The sequence below is a fragment of the Candidatus Schmidhempelia bombi str. Bimp genome, assembly GCF_000471645.3.
Taxonomy (GTDB): Bacteria; Pseudomonadota; Gammaproteobacteria; order Enterobacterales; family Orbaceae; genus Utexia; species Utexia bombi.
The window spans coordinates 1-19956 of the sequence record NZ_AWGA01000023.1 but is presented as its reverse complement, the minus strand read 5'-3'; the positions used below and the strand labels follow the sequence as shown (position 1 = coordinate 19956).

At 35.4% G+C, this 19956-nt stretch carries 15 protein-coding genes and 4 tRNA genes; 13 read left to right on the top strand and 6 right to left on the bottom strand.

The annotated features are described in order from the left end of the window. Position 1 precedes the first annotated feature (1 nt). Positions 2–484: a cyclic pyranopterin monophosphate synthase MoaC gene (gene moaC / locus O970_RS02355; protein WP_024495579.1), complete on the bottom strand. Its 483-nt coding sequence runs from the start codon at positions 482–484 to the stop codon at positions 2–4. A 153-nt stretch (positions 485–637) separates the two neighbouring features. Here moaC and O970_RS02350 point away from each other — a divergent pair, with 153 nt between their 5' ends. From O970_RS02350 to O970_RS02305, 10 genes are all read left to right on the top strand, one after another. Continuing rightward, a complete protein-coding gene (locus O970_RS02350; protein ID WP_024495578.1) occupies positions 638–1258 on the top strand; it encodes a TIGR04211 family SH3 domain-containing protein in 621 nt (206 codons plus the stop codon). Further along, positions 1258–2493 carry a multifunctional CCA addition/repair protein gene (locus tag O970_RS02345; protein WP_024495577.1) on the top strand — a complete coding sequence of 412 codons (1236 nt, stop codon included), beginning with the start codon at positions 1258–1260 and terminating at the stop codon, positions 2491–2493. Before O970_RS02350 ends, O970_RS02345 begins: the two co-directional genes overlap by 1 nt. Before the next feature lie 219 nt (positions 2494–2712). Continuing rightward, positions 2713–2789, top strand: a tRNA-Met gene (locus O970_RS02340). A 13-nt stretch (positions 2790–2802) separates the two neighbouring features. After that, positions 2803–2887: transfer RNA gene (locus O970_RS02335), tRNA-Leu, on the top strand. A 24-nt stretch (positions 2888–2911) separates the two neighbouring features. Then, positions 2912–2986 (top strand) — tRNA-Gln (locus O970_RS02330). A 166-nt stretch (positions 2987–3152) separates the two neighbouring features. Beyond that, a tRNA-Gln gene (locus O970_RS02325) sits at positions 3153–3227 on the top strand. A gap of 1039 nt (positions 3228–4266) precedes the next feature. After that, positions 4267–4656, top strand: a complete 390-nt coding sequence (locus O970_RS02320; RefSeq protein WP_024495576.1) for a hypothetical protein — start codon at positions 4267–4269, stop codon at positions 4654–4656. Between the two features lie 576 nt (positions 4657–5232). Further along, complete coding sequence (locus O970_RS02315) at positions 5233–6207, top strand: HlyD family secretion protein (protein WP_024495575.1); 975 nt, start codon at positions 5233–5235, stop codon at positions 6205–6207. 42 nt (positions 6208–6249) lie between these two features. Continuing rightward, positions 6250–7410 carry an ABC transporter permease gene (locus O970_RS02310; RefSeq protein ID WP_024495574.1) on the top strand — a complete coding sequence of 387 codons (1161 nt, stop codon included), beginning with the start codon at positions 6250–6252 and terminating at the stop codon, positions 7408–7410. Beyond that, positions 7407–8600 (top strand): ABC transporter permease, encoded by a 1194-nt coding sequence (locus O970_RS02305; RefSeq protein WP_024495573.1) that lies wholly within the window; start codon positions 7407–7409, stop codon positions 8598–8600. Before O970_RS02310 ends, O970_RS02305 begins: the two co-directional genes overlap by 4 nt. 297 nt (positions 8601–8897) lie before the next feature. Here the strand turns inward: O970_RS02305 and O970_RS09810 are convergent, their stop codons facing one another. Then, positions 8898–9035, bottom strand: coding sequence for a hypothetical protein (locus O970_RS09810; protein WP_166667067.1), 138 nt, complete (start codon positions 9033–9035; stop codon positions 8898–8900). 381 nt (positions 9036–9416) lie between these two features. Between O970_RS09810 and O970_RS02300 the strand changes: the two genes are divergently transcribed. Together O970_RS02300 and O970_RS02295 are read left to right on the top strand one after the other, a co-directional pair. After that, a complete protein-coding gene (locus O970_RS02300) occupies positions 9417–11222 on the top strand; it encodes an esterase/lipase family protein (protein WP_024495572.1) in 1806 nt (601 codons plus the stop codon). A 103-nt stretch (positions 11223–11325) separates the two neighbouring features. Further along, entirely contained in the window at positions 11326–12363 is a 1038-nt protein-coding gene (locus tag O970_RS02295; RefSeq protein WP_024495571.1) for a T6SS immunity protein Tli4 family protein, read from the top strand. Positions 12364–12801: 438 nt separating this feature from the next. Here O970_RS02295 and O970_RS02290 read toward each other — a convergent pair whose 3' ends face one another. Continuing rightward, complete coding sequence (locus tag O970_RS02290; RefSeq protein WP_024495570.1) at positions 12802–13542, bottom strand: YdgH/BhsA/McbA-like domain containing protein; 741 nt, start codon at positions 13540–13542, stop codon at positions 12802–12804. Between the two features lie 299 nt (positions 13543–13841). Further along, on the bottom strand, positions 13842–14624 hold the full coding sequence (locus tag O970_RS02285; RefSeq protein ID WP_024495569.1) for a DUF1471 domain-containing protein: 783 nt from the start codon (positions 14622–14624) through the stop codon (positions 13842–13844). Positions 14625–15243: 619 nt separating this feature from the next. On the opposite strand from O970_RS02285, the gene O970_RS02280 reads away from it, so the two are divergent. Beyond that, positions 15244–16557: an SLC5/6 family protein gene (locus O970_RS02280; RefSeq protein WP_036562386.1), complete on the top strand. Its 1314-nt coding sequence runs from the start codon at positions 15244–15246 to the stop codon at positions 16555–16557. Positions 16558–17522: 965 nt separating this feature from the next. Here the strand turns inward: O970_RS02280 and lpdA are convergent. Both lpdA and aceF read right to left on the bottom strand, forming a co-directional pair. Then, positions 17523–18947 carry a dihydrolipoyl dehydrogenase gene (lpdA, locus tag O970_RS02275; RefSeq protein WP_024495567.1) on the bottom strand — a complete coding sequence of 475 codons (1425 nt, stop codon included), beginning with the start codon at positions 18945–18947 and terminating at the stop codon, positions 17523–17525. Between the two features lie 17 nt (positions 18948–18964). Then, a partial coding sequence (aceF, locus tag O970_RS02270; RefSeq protein ID WP_024495566.1) for a dihydrolipoyllysine-residue acetyltransferase occupies positions 18965–19956 on the bottom strand: 992 nt, incomplete at its 5' end.

Below are 19956 nucleotides of genomic sequence, written 5' to 3'. Positions count from 1 at the left end.
CTTATTCCACCTCAAAATGACCTGATTTACCGCCAGTTTTACTTAATAGTCTAACCTGACTAATGACCATATCTTTTTGTACAGCCTTACACATATCATAAATAGTCAATGCGGCTACCGATGCCGCAGTCAATGCCTCCATTTCAACACCGGTCTGTCCATTCAATCGACATAAAGATTCAATACGCAGTTGATTATTATCTAAGTCAGGTTCAATCATCACGTCAATCTTACTCAATAAAAGTGGATGGCATAATGGAATAAGCTCAGCCGTTTTTTTGGCTGCCATTATTCCAGCAATACGCGCGGTGGCTAAAACATCCCCTTTTTTTAAACGATCTTCTAAAATCATGACTAAGGTTTGACGTTGCATTTTCACATAGGCCTCAGCGCGAGCTTCGCGGCTCGTCATCGGTTTTGCAGAAACATCAACCATATGCGCTTCGCCACGCTGATTGATATGGGTTAATTTTTGTTCTGGCATGAGTTAACTCACTTGAATTATTTCATTAAAATTAGTTATGAAATTGATATAGGTAATAACTATAATCCAATTGCTTAGCTTTTGGCAGCCTCTTTTCTCATTTTATGATATGATTATACTATCTTTCATTTAATTTTTAATGATTAAAAAATTATGAATAAATATCTATTTTCTACTTTATTAATTGGCTTTGCTTTGCATTCCACCGCAGCGACAGCGGTAGAAAAATATATTTCGGATGATTTATCCACTTATCTACGTCGTGGTCCAGGTTATAACTACGGATTATCAGGATCATTAAATGCTGGCGATAAAGTTGAAGTTTTAGGTGTTAGCCAAGACGGTAAATTTAGCCAAATTCAAGATAAACGAGGACGTGTCTCCTGGCTTGAAAGCAGCGCGCTTAGTGACACCCCTAGCTTACGTCATCGTATCCCAGAACTAGAACAACAAATTAGCAATTTGAAAAAAGAAATAAATAATTTAAATGAATCTCATGATACAGTTGCTACCAATATCCAAAATAAGCTGACTAAATCAGCAGAGATCATTAATAATTTACAAACTGAAAATCAGCAACTACAACAGCAGGTCACTAGCCAGCAAGCTCAAATTGAAACATTAAACAACGAACTTGACGAAAAACGTCAACGTTTAATTTTAAACTATTTCCTAAATGGTGGTTTAGTCGCAGGTGGAGGGTTGCTATTAGGTCTTATTTTACCCGTTATTATTCCTCGCCGTCGTCGGAAAAGAGATATGTGGATGAATTAATGGAAATCTATCTCGTTGGCGGCGCGGTTCGCGATAAATTACTTCAACTTCCTGTTACCGATAAAGATTGGGTTGTTGTTGGCGCTACGCCACAGCAACTCTTAGCACAAGGCTATCAACAGGTTGGTCATGATTTTCCTGTTTTTCTTCATCCTAAAACGAAACAAGAATATGCACTAGCTCGGACTGAACGTAAATCAGGCAAAGGTTATACTGGATTTATTTGTGATTTTAACCCTGACATTACGCTTGAACAGGACCTTATTCGGCGTGATCTGACCATTAATGCCATTGCCCAAGCGCCATCGGGAGAATTTATTGATCCATTTAATGGTATCGGTGATCTTAATCAAAAATTATTAAGACATATTTCCATCGCTTTTCGTGAAGATCCACTGCGAGTATTACGTGTAGCTCGTTTTGCAGCACGTTATCATTATCTTGGATTTACCATTGCCGAAGAAACGTTACAGTTAATGCAACAAATGGTAATCGAGGGAGAAATCAATTATCTTACTCCAGAACGGGTTTGGAAAGAGACGGAAAAAGCATTAAAAACCCACGATCCTCAAATTTATTTTGAAGTTTTACATCAGTGTGGTGCACTTAACGTATTATTTCCAGAAGTAGAAAAATTATTTGGAGTTCCAGCGCCAGCAAAATGGCATCCTGAAATCGATAGTGGAATACACACGTTATTGGCACTAAAACAAAGTGCCCAATTAACCGCCGAACCTGAAACGCGTTTTGCCGTTCTCTGCCATGATTTAGGCAAAGGTATGACGCCTCAAAACCAATGGCCACATCATAAAGATCATGGTATTGCTGCCGTGCCAATAATACGCCAACTTTGTGCTAGATTAAAAATTCCTAATCATTATCGTGCTATTGCTTTATTTGTCTGCCAATATCATGACGAATTACACATTATCGATCAGTTAAGTGCTAAACGTATTATTGAGTTATTCAATGGCATTGATGTTTGGCGTCATCCGCAACATTTAAAACAATTGATTATTTGTAGCACTGCCGATTATCATGGACGAACGGGAATGGAAGATTGGCCATATCCACAAGCAACTTATTTAATCAACGTTTATGAAGCAGCTAAAAAAGTAGATGTTCAACATATTATTGCTGAAGGTTTTAAAGGTGCTGAGATAAAAAATGAGCTAGAAAAACGACGGATTGAAGCGATAGCGTTAGCAAAATTAAGCTTGTCATTAACAAAATAATTTATTTTTAGGGCTTATTGTTTTAGCAAAACTTAGTATAAAAGCTTATAAATTTTTAGTGGAATTGCTACTAAAACAATCAATAAAGAGGGTTTGTCGCCACTTTTTGATTACAATACCACCAGTCGAATATTTTTTTAAAAAAAGGGGTTGACGATTTCCTCGAAGAAAAGCATAATGCACCCCGTAACGTTGATTGAGACGTTACAGAAATGAGTAGGCTACGTAGCTCAGTTGGTTAGAGCACATCACTCATAATGATGGGGTCACAGGTTCGAATCCCGTCGTAGCCACCATTAAGATTAGAATGCGGGTGTGGCGAAATTGGTAGACGCACCAGATTTAGGTTCTGGCGCCGCGAGGCGTGTGAGTTCAAGTCTCTCCACCCGCACCATTTTAATCTTAGCACCTACCTTATTGGGGTATAGCCAAGCGGTAAGGCAGCGGGTTTTGATCCCGCCATGCCCAGGTTCGAATCCTGGTACCCCAGCCAACTATCATCTTTTTCAAGGTAAAAGAATTATCTATATTTAGTTGTGATAGTTTGTGTATTTATAATAATACCGATAAAATGGAATTGATAAATACGTTAGGTTCGGATATTAATCTCAATCGAATATAAATTAAAAATTTATACACATACCACTCTTGACCTTAATTGGGGTATAGCCAAGCGGTAAGGCAGCGGGTTTTGATCCCGCCATGCTCAGGTTCGAATCCTGATACCCCAGCCAATTTAACCTTTGATAACTGATCATTAGTTTATTCTTTGCTTATAAAGAATTGTAAAATATTGATATTTCTACTAGTAATAACTAGTAGTTCTAGATAAACTTGCCACTTTTCTCACATTACCTTACCAAATAATATTAAAATAAATCTTAATAATAGTTATCCCCCTTGATACTAACTGAAAAAGATAAGCAGATTAGAAATTATTTACTTATTTGACGATAACTATAGCTTTAATAGAATTGTAAAGTCGACATTTATAAAATGCGATAATACGCCTTATAAGAAGATTCTAACATTACAGAATAAGCATCGAAATTTTATCTGTAATTATATATAACACTGCTATTTCTGATACTCATTCATTAATATAAAGTCCTGCTTATTTTATGATTATAGTAAGATACAAAAATCTTAGGCATTGAATAATGTTTATTTGAGGAAATAATTATCACTTTAATATTTTATTTTCTCAAAGAAAATTGCAATGAGATGATATAAAAAATCTCTTTTGCATCGCTTAAAATAGACGATTGTATTACATAATAAAAAGGATTAAGTTTCTAATAAATTAAACAGTATCAATTCAATACTTTGACACTACTTAATTTTATCATTTATCACTAACCCCATACGACTATCCCCCCCTTTATTTGGTATTAATACTATTCATCATTTCCGATTAAAATCAACCTTATATCATATAATTTATAGTGGATTACCATATTGGTTACAATAATTTGAGCAAATAGTGTAACAACACAGTCCTTTGATCATCGATAGCAGATATTGAAATTACATTAGAAAGAAAAAATAAGCGTTACAGATCACAATAAACACTTTATGGTGAGACTTATTAAAAAATTACCTATTCACTTTTTTATCTCTCCTTAAAAAAATTTTATATGAAAATATTTATTGCTTAATAGAATATTAATAATGATCAAAATTTGAAAAAACATACAATTAAATATATAATCTCTATCTGTTATCCATATAGATAATCAAAAATAAATATTAATTAAAATAAAAGGAAAAAACATGCCTAAAGTTACTAATATATCCGGTGTTTTAAGAGTAGGTAAAATTGGATATGATGGTTACGGATTCAGTAAAAACAATTGGAACTCGTTAAATAATGGAAAAAATAGTAGTTTCTCTTCACCAGTACTAGATACGCTAGGTTACTGGGCTGATACACTTGTTATTCGTTTTACTGGAGTTAATGATCTCTCTTCATACCCTAAATTTTGTAAATTATATATCGATGGTTCTTTAAGTTACGTTGGTAAAAAATTCTGTAAAGTTGGTGCTGACTGGATTGGGTATACTTGCAAATCTCCAGAAGAATGTTCAGCTAAAGCTGTTTTTTCTAAGAGAAATGTGGGACTAATATATAAAATAAAACTTGAATTTTATGATGAATTATAAGAATAATCTAATTGATCACTAAACAATAAATGGCATAATATTTTATCAGCTAATATTATGCTTTTTTATGTTTGCTTAAACCAACCAATAGCAAAAGCAGATATTTAATGTCAATTTATATTTTAATTACTAATAATTTTTTGCTTATGTTTGATTACTAAACTATAAATAGTTGTATGCTAATTATTAATAAATTATTTAAGTAAAAGTGACAATTTTACCAATAATGCTTCTTTTCAAATCTTTTATTTTGCCTGATTTTAACTAGTTAAATTACTTTGGTTTTTTATCAAAATCTTCACATTAAAATTTTTATATAGTGACAGTACCATCAATCATCTATTACGATGAAAATAGTAAAACAGCTTATATACAATTGAGATAAATTTATTTGCCATTAAGCTAAATTTTTTTCTAAAAATATCAATAAAAACAACTAATATTTAAATTAAAATTTATTTGAAAATCATTACTAAGTGTAAAGTTATATTTTCGTTGCGTATTTTAATATTTGGCTTTATATTATTGCCAATAATATTATTTCAGTATCATCCTAACTATTTATAAGCACAATTTATGCATAAAAAACGTCTTTTTTTGATAGTAGCAATCATTGCTGTTATTGCTATCGCTATTATATATATTGCCCATCAACCTAATACCATTATCTTACAAGGCGAAGTCGAATCCAACCGTGTTGATGTTGCGGCGAGAGTACAAGGTCGAGTGATTCAATTTAATTATGATGTTGGCGATAATGTTAAACAAGGTGATGTGCTTCTTACGCTTTCAAGCCCAGCCCTATTAGCGCAGTTGGCAACAGCCGAAGCGCAATTAAATGTAGCAATGGCGAGTCGCGATAATACTTATAGCACACGACCAGAAACAATTGATGTGCAAAAAGCGCAATTAGATAAAGCAAAATCAGATTTAACTTTAGCGCAAACCAGTTATGAACGAATTAATCGTTTAGCCAAAGATGGAACCGTATCAAAGCAAAATTATGATGAGTCATTTAATCAGTATCAAGCCGCGGCAAAAGCCTATGAAGCGGCTAAAGCTAACTTATCATTGGCACAAAATGGTAGCAGTATAGAACAGAAAAAATTAGCCGATGCCCAAGTAGAGCAATCTAAAGCCGCATTAGGGCAAGTCAAAGCAGATGTAAATGAATTAACGTTAGTGTCGCCTATCAGCGGTCAAATTACGACCCGCGTTGCCGAAACAGGACAATTATATAGTCCAGGAACACCGCTTTATTCTATTATCGATTTAAATGATATTTGGTTTACCTTTAATATTCGTGAGGATTTATTGGGTAATCTTAAAGTCGGTGATACGTTTCAGGTAAAAGTACCCGCATTAAATAACCAAGTTATTGATGTTAAGGTCACCGTATTAAATGCACTAGGTCAATATGCAAATTGGCAGGCAACCAAAGCCACGGGTGATTTTGACCTAAAAACCTTTGAAATGCGCGCTAAGCCAATTAGTAACGTGTCAGGTCTCCGTCCAGGAATGAGTGTTACAACAAAATGGCCATCTCACTAACCTCATAAATAGGGAGATGTTATACAAAAGGAAACGGCATTAATGTCTAACTCGCTATTACAAGTGATTAGATGGGAACTGAGCCAATTAATGAAACAACGTTCTTTGTTTTTATTGGTTTTCATCTATCCTTTATTATTTATTTTTTTATTTATTTACATGTACCATGCTGGTGTTATCACTCAAGTACCTATCGCTGTCGTTGATCAAGATACCTCCAAGTCATCACGCACATTAATCCAACAAGTAGCGGCATCACCACAGCTACTTGTTGCTGAACGTTATCAAGATCTTTCTGCCGCTAAGCATGCACTCATTAAAGGGGATGTATATGCTGTGCTTTTTATTCAACCAGAGTTTGAAAAAAATTTGATCGCAGGCCATCAACCAGAAGTCGTGGCATTTTATAATAATCAGTATATGTCCGCGGGCACCATTATTTTTCGAGCTATGAGTTCAGCATTGAAAACAGCCAACAGTCAAATCGTATTGCAAGGATTATTAGAAAAAGGAGTGGCGTTACCGGTTGCACAAAGCCAAATGCAAACCGTCCCAACCAGTTTACATCCTTTATATAATCCAACATTAAATTACCTCTATACCTTAATTAGTGGCTTAATTCCCACTATTTTGCAAATCATTATTATGATGGCAATGGTGACGAGTGTGACGCGTGATCGTTTTGCGGCAACGGGTTATCAACCAATATTACAGTTAGCTAATCATAATATTTTTACTTTCTTATTAGGGCGGATTACTCCCTATTTTATCTATTTTCTATTATGTCTGTTTTTATTTGATACCGTATTAATCGCCTATTTTGATTTGCCATTAAAGGGACATTTAGCCTTGCTTATACTTGGCGATATAGGTTTTATCTTGACCTCATGTTTATATGGTATTTTCTTTGGTTTAACCGGCTCAACATTAGCACAGGCTTATGGTAGCGCAAGCCTAGTGGCATCACCTGGTTTTGGATTTACTGGATTGATCTTTCCACGTATTGCCATGAATACCTTTGCTTCTATTTGGGGGGCTTTAATCCCTGTCACATGGTATATACAGATTCGTCTTGATCAAACATTGCGGGCGCCAAATATAATGACTTCATTAGAACCATTTATTTATTTACTGATCCAATTCAGCATAATTTCACTACTTATTACTTTACATTTACGAAAAATTCGTAGGCGGTTAATATGATTAAATCCTTACTATTAATTTCCTATGATGAATTAAAACGTATTTTCCAAACAAAAGCGATAGTGAGTGTGATGTTTGTTGGGATCTTTCTCTATTTCTTCTTTTATCCGCAACCCTATTTACATGAAGCAATACGCGATGTTCCGATCGCAGTTATTGATCAGGATAATACTAACTACAGTCGAGAGCTAGTACGACAAATTGACGCCAATAAATCGGTTAAAATAGATTTACATATTGCGGATTTACAAACAGCGCAACGACTTATTGAGGAGCGTAAAATCTATGGGGTTGTACTGATACCTTATCGTTTTCAACAACATATTTTAGAGGGCAAAACGAGCCCTGTTTCCTATTATGGGGATGCCAGCTATATTTTAATTTACAGTAATGTCGCCACTGCAATTAATACTGTGGCTAGCAATTTTGGGGCTAAGATTTCCATTTCACGCAAAATCGCCCAAGGTGTCGATCCCGCTGTGGCAACCAATAATGTTTCGCCTTTTAGTACACAATTGATTAGTTTATTTAATCCGCAGTCAGGCTATGCAACCTATATTATTCCTGCTGCTTTTGTTTTGATCTTATATCAAACCTTACTGATTGGTAGTATGCTGTGTTCGCTATTTAGTAAAAATTCTGATGTTGAATTAGCTTTTATTCATAAGGCGAATTATAGTGCCACCTCGTCAGCATTATTACTACTTTCTGGCAAATTATTGACTTATTCAATACTGTATATAATCTATTTTATTATTTACACCGTATTTGCTAACTATTGGTATGACTTACCCCGTTTAAGCCATCTTTTTACTTCCTTGTGGTTTATCATCCCTTTTATTTTTTCTACGGCATTGTTGGGTAAGGTTTTTTCACATTTCGTCCATACCGTCAGTGATGTATTCTGCGTAATAATACCAACAAGTATGCTGATATTTTTTGTAACAGGGCTATCTTGGCCAAGAGAATTGATGCCATCGCTATTTCATATTATAGGGTATATATTCCCGGCGGTACCGGCCATCACGGGATCGGTAAAAATCAATCAAATGGGCGCAAATTTTGCTGAATTTAGTCAGCAGTATTGGCATTTGTGGCTATTAACAGTTATCTATTTTGGTATGGCTTTTATTTTAGAAAATCGACATATTCAAAAAATGAGGATGACAAAAATTAAGGAAAACAGTTAAAGCAAATATAGAAGTAGACTAAGCTTTCCTTTTTTAAAGGTAACTTAAACGGCTAGGAGCAATTTTCAACAATGTTATTGTACTTCTTGCATAGCATTGTTGAAAATACGTTACTATAGATGACACAGACGCCTAACAGAAGAAGAGATATAGTCTAAACTTAACTGAGCGGGTTTTAACAGTTAGTCAATATTACCCTCCCCATCTTACAAATCAAAATAAACCATCACCTTTTTTATTATAGTTAATGGCTAATCGTTAGTTATGCAGTCGCTTTTATATAATTATTCTGCTACTTTAAATCGCTTTATTTAACATTTTCCCTTTTTCACCACTAGGGAATGAATAGAGGTCATTATTTAATTTACTACGCCATTTATGACAATCTAACAAATTACACACGACCATATCATTGACACCTAAATAGCTAGCCATCGCGCCATAAATTGACTCGTATCTATCTAAACCTCAACATGGATCATGAGTAAGTTATCAGCGTAATATTTAATACTATAAGATATAGATAAAAGTTACTAGGCTAAGGAAAGCATTATCAAAAACTGGGAGCAAACAAAGTGTATACCATTAATGCAGAAAACTACAGCTTGACGAACTATTATCTCATCTATGATGATTAATTAAATCTTTACTAAACTTCTATTTTTCATATAATACCATCTAAAAACAGATAATCATTTTAAGATAAAATTAAATGCACTATAAGTGGTGATAGCATATCGTCAACGTGATAAATATAAATAGTCACTAATCAACACATTGTTGAATATAAAAAATAAGCCATAGGTAGCAAAGTGTATGAGTAAAAATAATTATAGGTCGGAATTTAATTTTACCACAGCACCAGCTTCAGAAAATAAACAACAGATTATCTTTATTGAAAAACCACGGATTGTTGTACCGATTATTTTTCTTCCTGGCGTGATGGGAACCAATTTGAAAGAGAAAAGCACAAAATCCACAACCAAATCAATCTGGCGCTTAGATGATAGCATTTCTGTAATTGGATGGTCTTTTCCGCATTATGGGGCAGCAGATGTCAGAAAATTAGAACTGGATCCAGATAAAACAGAAGTCGATGATCGTGGTGTCGTGATTGAAGCCTCAGCAAAAGAAATAGAAAAGATCGAACAAGAATATGAGAATGAAATGCGTGACTTTTATGAAGATGAAATCGATAAAATGATCGCAGCTTTCCAGATTAAAGAGCAAAAAATTGAGACAACTATAAAAAATAATCCCGAAAATAGATGTTTTGGAACGAGAAAAAAACGAGGATGGGGGGCCGCGGCTTATATCAGTTACGGGCAGTTTCTAAATACATTTCAACAAAAGTTATTTCAACTTCAAAATCAGTCACCCTCTATTTTAGCCAATTTATTGAATCCCCCGCCTTTTGAGTTAAATCAAGAATCAAAAGTATCGTTATCTTTTCAAAAACAACATATCGAACATTGCCAATCTTTCCACTTACCAGTACATGTCATGGGATATAACTGGTTAAAATCAAATCAAGAAAGTGCTGAACAACTTAAAAAATTAATTGAAGTCAAATTGCCAGAGTACTATAAAAAACGGGATCAAATATGTAATAAAGTTATTTTAGTCACCCATTCCATGGGGGGATTAGTTGCCCGTTATTATACCGAAGTTCTTGATGGTCAAGACAAAGTCTATGGTGTGATAAACGGTGTACAACCTGCAACTGGGGCGGTGGTGGCTTACACCAGAATGAAACGTGGTACAGAGATTAATGGTGCTGAAGGAATAGGAAAAATACGAGATTGGATTATGGAACATATCCTTGGTAAAGATGCCGCCGAAACAACAGCCGTTTTTGCACAATCACCTGGGCCACTTCAATTATTACCTACACCAGAATATGGAATGAATTGGCTACTCATTACCGATCCCGATGGCAAAACAGTGTCATATCCCAAAGCCGATCCTTATAAGGAAATTTACTTAGCCAAAGATAAATGGTGGTGTGCATGTGAACCTCATCTGATTAACCCATTAAATGAAGATTATGATTTGGAACAGATGCAAATCGATTGGCAAAAATATGAATATATTATTAAGTATAAAGTAAAAAAATTTAATGAATCTATAGCCAATAAATATCATCCCAACACCTATGCCTTTTTGGGTATGGAAAATAGCCAAGATACTATTAGCAAGGAATTTTTAACCTATCAATATGCCCACTGGAAAGGTCGTTTTTTTCAGGGATATCAACCTTCAATGAAAAAACCGTCCAAAAATCATATTGGTGCACTGAATCGACTTAATTTGAAAGAGTTAACGCGGATTAGAACTATCTTACCAAGTCGTCATGACTGGAGAGATGTGGAAATAACAACACATTATGGGACTCATGCGACTAAAATAGGAAATATTAATGAAACCTATTCTCTTTTACCCGCCGATGGCAACGGTGATGGCACCGTACCGCCACGTTCAGGAACTATCCCTACCAATTATTTGCAAGCTCAATTAAATTTACCTATATGCCATGAATCCGCTTTCCGAAACGAAATAAGTCAAGATTTTGTGCTTCGTTCCATTATTGATATCTTGCAAAAGGTAAAAATTGATGACTAAATCAGACAAATTCCATACAAACTATTCTCGCTTAATCTCCATTATTTCTGTTGTCTTGATATTGTTCTTAATCAATTACTACTACTTTAGGAAAAATATTTATATGATCAAATTACCTATAGAGCAGCAGCAGCAAGTAACACAGTTATTAGATAACTCCCCTACTCGCTGTGTAGGCACTTATTTAATTAATTTACCTATTGGATTTAAAGTGGCTAAAGAGGCGGTCTTTTACTATAAAGATAACGATATCATTATAACGACCCGAGAACAGTATCTTCCCCCATTTAAACAGATGATAGCACTACGCGAACAACAATTAAAAAATACAAAAGCCGTTGATCCGATTGACGGTGATTACTTAAAAGCCATTTATCCTGTGCACACCAGTGATCCCAATAAAATGCAAGGTATTATTTTTGAGCGTATGGAATCAATAGGCGTATCGGATATTCTTAGGATTTTGGAAGGATATCGGTGGCAAGATAATGTAACAATGAAAATTGAAATAAAAGCAGTTAATGGTTTAGGTGAACAATACAAAGCAGATAGAGAAGAAGATCCCGACGCTTATTATAATAATGTTCCCCAAAAATTAAATGAGCTATATGCACTTCTTGATCGAATCAAAGTTCGTGATGATTTAGCTATTCCTACAACGCCTGGATTTTGTCTATTTCGCAGTTTTATGCAAGGAGAAGATCGAAAATGGAAAGATATGAATTATGGCTATTCACACGATACTATTGAAGATTTTTCTTTCTATTTTGAATTCAATGATTATGCTGGTGACTATGCTTTACTTGATAAGCCCGAAGGCTATTTTACCCAAGGTGAAGGACGCACCATTTATAAAGGTAAACGTACCAGCAATAATTTAGTATTAGAAGAATGGATCGTTAAAGGAACATATTTTAATAATGAAGAGGATGAATTTGATACAAATAATATGGGTTATATATTTACCTTGGGTATACATATGACAGATCCAACTTATAAAACCCCTCGATTACGAGTAGAAATGTTCTATAAAATACCGCGTGATCGCACTAAGGCGTTCACCCGACAACAATTAATGGTGATTTGGCGCGAAGTCACAAATAGTATTCGATTGCGAGAAAGTTCATTTGAATCAAATTAATTTGATTACTTATTAATGGAGATATATTTTAACTATCGTCTAAATCATAAAAAAATCAGATGATATTAAATAAGCTATTTTTAACCCAAGGTTAAAGTTATGCAAAACAGTGTTTATTGCTAACGAGCAATTTTAAGTCACCTAGCAGCTTTTAATGCGATCAACTGCATTGAAACTACACCGATACAACCATTCTAACAACCACAATAAATAGCTTGGGTTTTGCCCTAAAAGCGAATAAAGCGTCTAAATATAAGGTATAACGCAACAAGTCCATACTTAAATACAGTTATAGACGTATTAAAGAATCTTAATAATTAAGCCATAATACGGGAATTAGCTAATTCAGCTTACAAAAAGACACTATTCAAACCAATAGAAAGGAAAAAACAAAATGGATCATAAATCCCATCTATGATCCATTTTATGAGAAAACGCTTAGAAGTAATCTACCACGACCGTTTGTCGTGTCCCATGATTATTCTCGGTAACGCTTTTTACAAAAAACGCTTTAGCGCCATGATAAACCGCATATTTGGCTGCCTCTGCTGAAATTTCTTGCGGTAACTTATAATGACCATTAAAGGTAAATGATCCGGTTGCTTGATATTGATTAGCAATATCTACAGGCAATTCTTGTACCGAAATGGAACCAAAATTAAAGAAATCTGCTTTATAAACATATAAAAATGGCGCATCTTTACGATATAAAGAAAAAACGAAGTCAATATTATTACTATCGGTATTGGTTTGAGTTACACTGTTGATTTGATACGCATAAGCCCCTTTCTCGGCAGCAAGCCGGCTGACATCATAATCCAATGATATAGGGGTTGAATACGCGCTACGCGCCGATACAATATCAAAAGGCTCTAATGCAACCACTTCATTACGAGGAAAAACATAAACCCCATTCATTTGTTTGAATTTAGTAATCGTTTCAGGTGTGATTGCGGTACTATTTTCTGGATTAGGATAGATAATAGGCAAAGGTGTATCTGCAATCGTATTTAAACGTAGAATTTGTCCTCCACGTTGTAAAGCTAATGAAGAAATACGAAAATCCTTATTGGCGAAGGTTTCAGCTTCTCTTAATGTGACTTGGCTCTCCGCTTGAACGGAAACAACAGGAATGAGGGCAAACGATATTGCAATCACTGTTTTCTTTAAATTTGACATACAAAACTCCATTTTGAAAACCAATTTAATAAATAATTTAGATAAAAATAGTAATGATAAATATCATCTACTGCTCAAGAATTGTGAGCAAATGAAATAAATTTATGTGCCCTGTCACAATAACAAGTCTTTTTAGAATGGTTATGAAAAGTAAGAAACTAAGATAAATTTCATTAATAAAGCTAAATGAATTGATGCCACTACCTATAAGTCACTGAACGTATCAATAAAATAGTTACTCGATGTAATCATTATGATCATAGTAGAGCTATATAACGATAGCCCTACTAATAAACGTACTATTTATAATATTTTACAAATATATTTTTCATATTTGTTTGTCCATTTTCTTGGACCTTATAAATATAAAAAGCATTTGCATCATGCTCAATCGCTTTTACTGCGGCTGAATTAGCAATTTGATAATCCGCATTAAACGTACCTTGGAATTCAAATTCACCGCTAGCATTTAATTTGTTTGCTGACTCAGCAGTTAATTCAACAACAGAACGATGATTGACTAGATAGAACGTACCATCGACATAACGTAATGGTGCATTTTTCGCAAACAGTAAGATTTCAACATCAGCGTTATTCCCCGAATTAGAAGCTGTAGTTGATTTTACTTGATAGGCAAAGGCTTTCTTTTGTGACGCTAAACTTGAGGCTTCATCATCAATATCCAATGGTGTTGCCGTGTAAATTCGCGTAGTAATAGTATCATAAGGTACAAATTGTAAATCGACATTATCCGGTACTTTATAGACATCTTTTACTTTTTCTAACTCAACCGTTTTCGTCCGTACAGGTAAACCAACAGTTGGAATGACTTCTGGATAAGCAATGCGTAAATTACCATTTGGTAAGACCGTAGAATGATAAATTAGCCCACCTTGTTCAACGGTATAAGTCGATGGTGAAACTTGATCAATAACCGTCGCTGGAAGTACTGTCTGATCGACCTGGATTTTTTTAACCTCTTTTGTTTCCTGAACATGGTGAACTTGTTGAGCTTGTAAAGCGAACGCTGGTAAAAGTAAAGAAACATTGAAAGCGAGAAACACTTTATTAAATTTTGACATCATAATCTCCTTTATAGCATGTCATTACCCAAAAAGAATAAACATCCCATTAGTCACTTTTCTAACCAAAGAGACGTATTCCTTTTACTACTATTCTCATTATTGGCAATCGGATGCATATAATGAAAAATCCTTATTAATCCCTATTTAATTCAAAAATACTAAATAGATCGTTATATCCCTATTTGAATAATAGTCAGGCAAAACATGCTATAAACATGTTTTATCGAGAAAATAATTCAAATTAAAAAGTTGAATCAAAACACTATTATTGGTTAGTCTAGAAAATAGTGATGTAAATGTAAATAGCCGTAACAGTAAATAAAATAACAAAATAAAATACTTATTTCACAAACGTTTTTTTAGCGTAATATTAAGGATTGAACATGGAGCAAGAACCATTCCCATTTACTTTAATCAGCGATAACAAGATCAATCCATTGAGTCTTAATCATGAACTAAAAACCGCTTAATCTCACCTAAGTTTATGCCTAACCAAACAGTGATAGCAGGTTTAAGCCTATCCATCATTATATTAAAAAAACTTTATATTAACATTTGCTTTCACTAACAGCTTAAGTAAGAATAATTGTTCAGAACTAATTTGATGGAGATCATTATGACCATAACAAACTATCCCCCCGTCAAAAATCGGGCACAAATGACGAAGGATGAATGGAAAACCGCGACAAAATTTGATAGTACAGATATTGGTTGGATAATTATGAGTATCGGCATGGCAATCGGCGCAGGCATTGTTTTCTTACCCGTGCAAGTTGGTATCATGGGATTATGGGTATTTTTGCTCTCTTCTATTATTGGTTACCCAGCTATGTACTTATTCCAACGACTATTTATTAATACGTTAGCCGAAGCAAAAGATTGTGTTGATTACCCAAGTGTCATTAGTGGTTACTTAGGGAAAAATTGGGGGATATTTCTAGGCTTACTCTATTTTATCATGCTAATTATCTGGATGTTTGCTTACTCAACAGCGATAACTAATGATAGCGCCTCATATCTACACACCTTTGGCGTGACTAAAAATATCTTATCTAAAAATCCACTCTATTCATTAGGATTAATTATTTTTTTAGTAGCTATTGCCTCCAGAGGCGAACAGCTACTATTCAAAATATCCAGTTTTATGGTAATTTCTAAATTGGCTATTATCGCTATTTTAGGGATATTAATGATCGAAATGTGGGATATTCGCCATAACGTTGGTGCGATTCCTCCCCTAGGTTTATTAATTAAAAATGCCGTGATTACTTTACCATTTACCTTAACATCCATTCTATTTATTCAAACATTAAGCCCAATGGTTATCTCTTATCGCGCTAAAAATAGATCTATTGAAGTCGCACGATTTAAAGCATTACGCGCCATGAATATTGCATTTGGAATACTATTTATTACTGTTTTCTTCTATGCGATATCATTCACCTTTGCGATGGGATATGATGAAGCGGTGAAAGCATATGAACAAAATATTTCAGCGCTGGCGATTGCGGCTCAATTTATTAAAGGAGATGCGGCCAACTACGTCACACCAATCAGTATTATTTTAAATATTTTTGCCGTCGTGACCGCTTTCTTTGGTGTTTACTTAGGTTTCCGAGAGGCGGTGCAAGGCATGGCTATTAATGTTTTAAAACGCCTAATGCCTGAGGAAAAAATTAATCACAAACTGCTACAAAAAGGGATAATTTTTTTAGCTATTTTACTGGCTTGGGGGGCAGTCATCTTAAATTTACCTGTACTACTCTTTACCTCGCTATGCAGTCCTATTTTTGGTCTAGTGGGCTGTTTAATCCCCGCGTGGCTAGTGTATCGCGTCCCTACGTTATACCAATATAAAGGGATAGCGCTATATATCATTATTATTACTGGTCTATTGCTATGTATTTCTCCACTACTCACATTGCTGTAACCTTAACGACCATAAGCACCTAAGATAGCTTATGGTCCTATTTTTGATATGTACTAAGCAGCCTTCCTAGCAATAGGAAGCGCTGCTAACGTATTATTGGCGTATCTTAAACTAGGTAGTTATAAAGTCGATTCTCGCCACACTTTTATTAAAATCCCGTTATTTCAACGAATATTGGATAACAATGAATAATGGCTTAAATGAATACCATTCTAATCGATAAAGCTAAAATCACCATTAAAAAACAGAACAATTTATTTTCCACCTAAAAGGTTAAATGGTTGGTGTGGGTTAAGTCTAGACCGATGGTACTGCTGTAACCATAACCTAATAAGCTATTTATGATAATGACGAGCAATTAAAGCTTATCATTCCAATCGGCGGTAATAACTCTGCCATCTTGTTGTATTTATACATTGACCTAAGTAAAATGATCATCAACCAGACAATTGTGGAGTCAATAAGGAGCGTTTTTATTAATAAGATAACGATAATGCTCGTTGTTTAAGATGATATAAAATGGAGATAAAAGATTGATTCCCGCCTATTTTGCTACTGATTACATTCACTTACCTATATCACAATTAACACTATCCCTTCCTAAATGACTATCACTAAAAAACAAATCAGATCCATTAAATAGTAAAAAAAGGCGATAGCCAGCGCTAAAAGCATATAAAGGCAAGTTTTATTAAGGATAAATCCTATTAGCCATAAGTTAATCGTAGAGTTGGCTAATTAATTTAGCGCCACTTACTATATCTTCAATCACCGCCCCAAAAGATAAGTAAAACGCCATAGTTAAGGGACTTTTATAACTTGTATGAATCAACATTTTAATAAAAGGCAACGATTTTTAACATAAAAAAACAAACCCCGAATTGCATCGGGGTTTGTCCACAAACAGCTCATCCTGAAATATCATCAGGATAATTATGTTAACCAAAATAGCTAGTGATAATTAACTATTTCTTTTTCGCTTTAGGATTTGGTAAGTCAGTCACTGACCCCTCATACACTTCTGCCGCTAAACCAATTGATTCATGTAATGTTGGGTGAGCATGGATAGTTAATGCGATATCTTCTGCATCACAACCCATTTCAATCGCTAGCGTGATTTCACCTAACAATTCACCCCCATTCACACCAACAACAGCACCCCCTAAAATACGGTGAGTGTCTTTATCAAAAATCAATTTTGTCATCCCTTCTGAGCAATCAGAAGCGATGGCGCGACCCGAAGCAGCCCATGGGAACACCGCGACTTCATAACTGATATTTTGTGCTTTCGCTTCTTTTTCAGTTAAGCCTACCCATGCGACTTCTGGCTCCGTATAAGCAATTGAAGGAATCACTTTTGGATCAAAGTAATGGTTTTTACCAGCAATCACTTCTGCTGCTACGTGCCCCTCGTGTACCCCTTTATGGGCTAACATTGGTTGACCAACAATATCACCAATCGCAAAAATATGCGGGACATTGGTACGCATTTGTTTATCGACCTCAATAAAGCCACGATCGGTCACATTGACGCCCGCTTTATCCGCATCAATTAGTTTGCCATTTGGTGTACGACCAATGGCGACTAACACCGCATCATAAGGCTCAATAATCACTTTACCGTCTTTATCTTCCATTGACACATAAATAGCGTCTTCTTTAGCTTCAACTTTGGTGACTTTCGTTTGTAACATTAATGTGAATTTTTTCTCTACACGTTTAGTAAAGACTTTAATCACATCTTTATCTGCGGCCGGGATCACTTGATCCAACATCTCAACGACATGTACTTCACTACCTAGCGCATGATAGACAGTACCCATTTCAAGACCAATGATACCACCACCCATCAACAATAAACGTTTAGGAATTGACGTTAGCGCTAATGCATCTGTGGAATCCCAAATACGCGGATCTTCATGTGGGATAAATGGTAATTGAATTGGACGTGATCCCGCTGCAATAATTGCATTGTCAAAATGAATAACGGTTTCACCCTCGGCAGTTTGTACTGACATCGTATGGCTACCCGTAAATTTCGCTTCACCTTGTACTACCGTGACTTTACGCATTTTCGCCATGCCTGCTAAGCCACCTGTTAATTGACTGATGACTTTTTCTTTCCAGTCCCGAACTTTATTCAAATCCATTTTTGGCATACCAAATTCAATGCCATGATCGGTTAATGATTTAGCTTCATCCATCACTTTAGCAACATGCAATAGCGCTTTAGAGGGAATACAACCAACATTAAGACAAACCCCACCTAAGGTTGAATGACGTTCAACTAAGGTGACATCCAGTCCAAGATCTGCTGCTCTGAAAGCAGCGGAATAGCCGGCAGGACCGGCACCTAATACAACAACTTGAGTTTTTACTTCTTTAGTCATGTTCTGTCTCTCCCTGATTACATCACTAAACGACGCATATCAGATAATACGGTAGCGATATGGGTTAAGAATCTTGCTCCATCCGCACCATCAATAACGCGATGGTCAAAAGATAAGGATAAAGGTAACATTAAGCGTGGTGTAAACTCTTTACCATTCCAAACTGGTTTCATTGATGAGCGTGAAACACCTAAAATACCCACTTCTGGCGCATTAACAATTGGTGTAAACGCAGTCGTACCTATGCCGCCTAAACTGGAGATAGTAAAACAGCCACCTTGCATATCCGCACCCGTTAATTTACCTTCACGCGCTTTTTTCGACACCGCTGCTAACTCACGAGATAGCTCAAGTACCCCTTTCTTATCAACATCTTTAAATACGGGAACAACTAAACCATTAGGCGTATCGACCGCCACCCCAATATTGATATATTTTTTAACGATCAAGGTCTGTGCATCTTCAGATAATGAGCTATTAAAACGTGGATAAGCTTGTAGCGCACTTGCAACCGCTTTCATGATAAAGACCAGTGGGGTAATTTTCACATCTAACTTACGTTTTTCAGCTTCCACATTTTGCTGCTTACGGAAACTTTCTAACTCAGTAATATCGGTTTCGTCAAATTCAGTTACATGTGGAATCATCACCCAGTTACGGTGTAAATTAGCACCAGAAACTTTCTGGATCTTAGTTAATGGTAACTCTTCAACTTCACCAAATTTACTAAAGTCCACTTTCGGCCAAGGTAGTAATCCTGGTAATGCACCACCAGCAGCGACATTGCCACTCGCAACTTGTTTCACTGCATTTTTCACGTAATTCTGTAAATCTTCACGTAAAATACGATTTTTTGGCCCCGTTGCCGCTACTTTAGAGAGATCAACACCAAACTCACGCGCTAAACGGCGTACCGATGGAGTAGCATGCGCATAAGCACTATTGGCAACAAACCCATCAGATTGAGCTACTGGCGCTGGCGTCGCGGCTGGTTGTGGTTTGCTTGCAA

Coding starts and splice junctions, on each gene's coding strand:
- moaC (WP_024495579.1), bottom strand. CDS start 484: ATGCCAGAACAAAAATTAACCCATATCAATCAGCGTGGCGAAGCGCAT.
- O970_RS02350 (WP_024495578.1), top strand. CDS start 638: ATGAATAAATATCTATTTTCTACTTTATTAATTGGCTTTGCTTTGCAT.
- O970_RS02345 (WP_024495577.1), top strand. CDS start 1,258: ATGGAAATCTATCTCGTTGGCGGCGCGGTTCGCGATAAATTACTTCAA.
- O970_RS02320 (WP_024495576.1), top strand. CDS start 4,267: ATGCCTAAAGTTACTAATATATCCGGTGTTTTAAGAGTAGGTAAAATT.
- O970_RS02315 (WP_024495575.1), top strand. CDS start 5,233: ATGCATAAAAAACGTCTTTTTTTGATAGTAGCAATCATTGCTGTTATT.
- O970_RS02310 (WP_024495574.1), top strand. CDS start 6,250: ATGTCTAACTCGCTATTACAAGTGATTAGATGGGAACTGAGCCAATTA.
- O970_RS02305 (WP_024495573.1), top strand. CDS start 7,407: ATGATTAAATCCTTACTATTAATTTCCTATGATGAATTAAAACGTATT.
- O970_RS09810 (WP_166667067.1), bottom strand. CDS start 9,035: ATGGCTAGCTATTTAGGTGTCAATGATATGGTCGTGTGTAATTTGTTA.
- O970_RS02300 (WP_024495572.1), top strand. CDS start 9,417: ATGAGTAAAAATAATTATAGGTCGGAATTTAATTTTACCACAGCACCA.
- O970_RS02295 (WP_024495571.1), top strand. CDS start 11,326: ATGATCAAATTACCTATAGAGCAGCAGCAGCAAGTAACACAGTTATTA.
- O970_RS02290 (WP_024495570.1), bottom strand. CDS start 13,542: ATGTCAAATTTAAAGAAAACAGTGATTGCAATATCGTTTGCCCTCATT.
- O970_RS02285 (WP_024495569.1), bottom strand. CDS start 14,624: ATGTCAAAATTTAATAAAGTGTTTCTCGCTTTCAATGTTTCTTTACTT.
- O970_RS02280 (WP_036562386.1), top strand. CDS start 15,244: ATGACCATAACAAACTATCCCCCCGTCAAAAATCGGGCACAAATGACG.
- lpdA (WP_024495567.1), bottom strand. CDS start 18,947: ATGACTAAAGAAGTAAAAACTCAAGTTGTTGTATTAGGTGCCGGTCCT.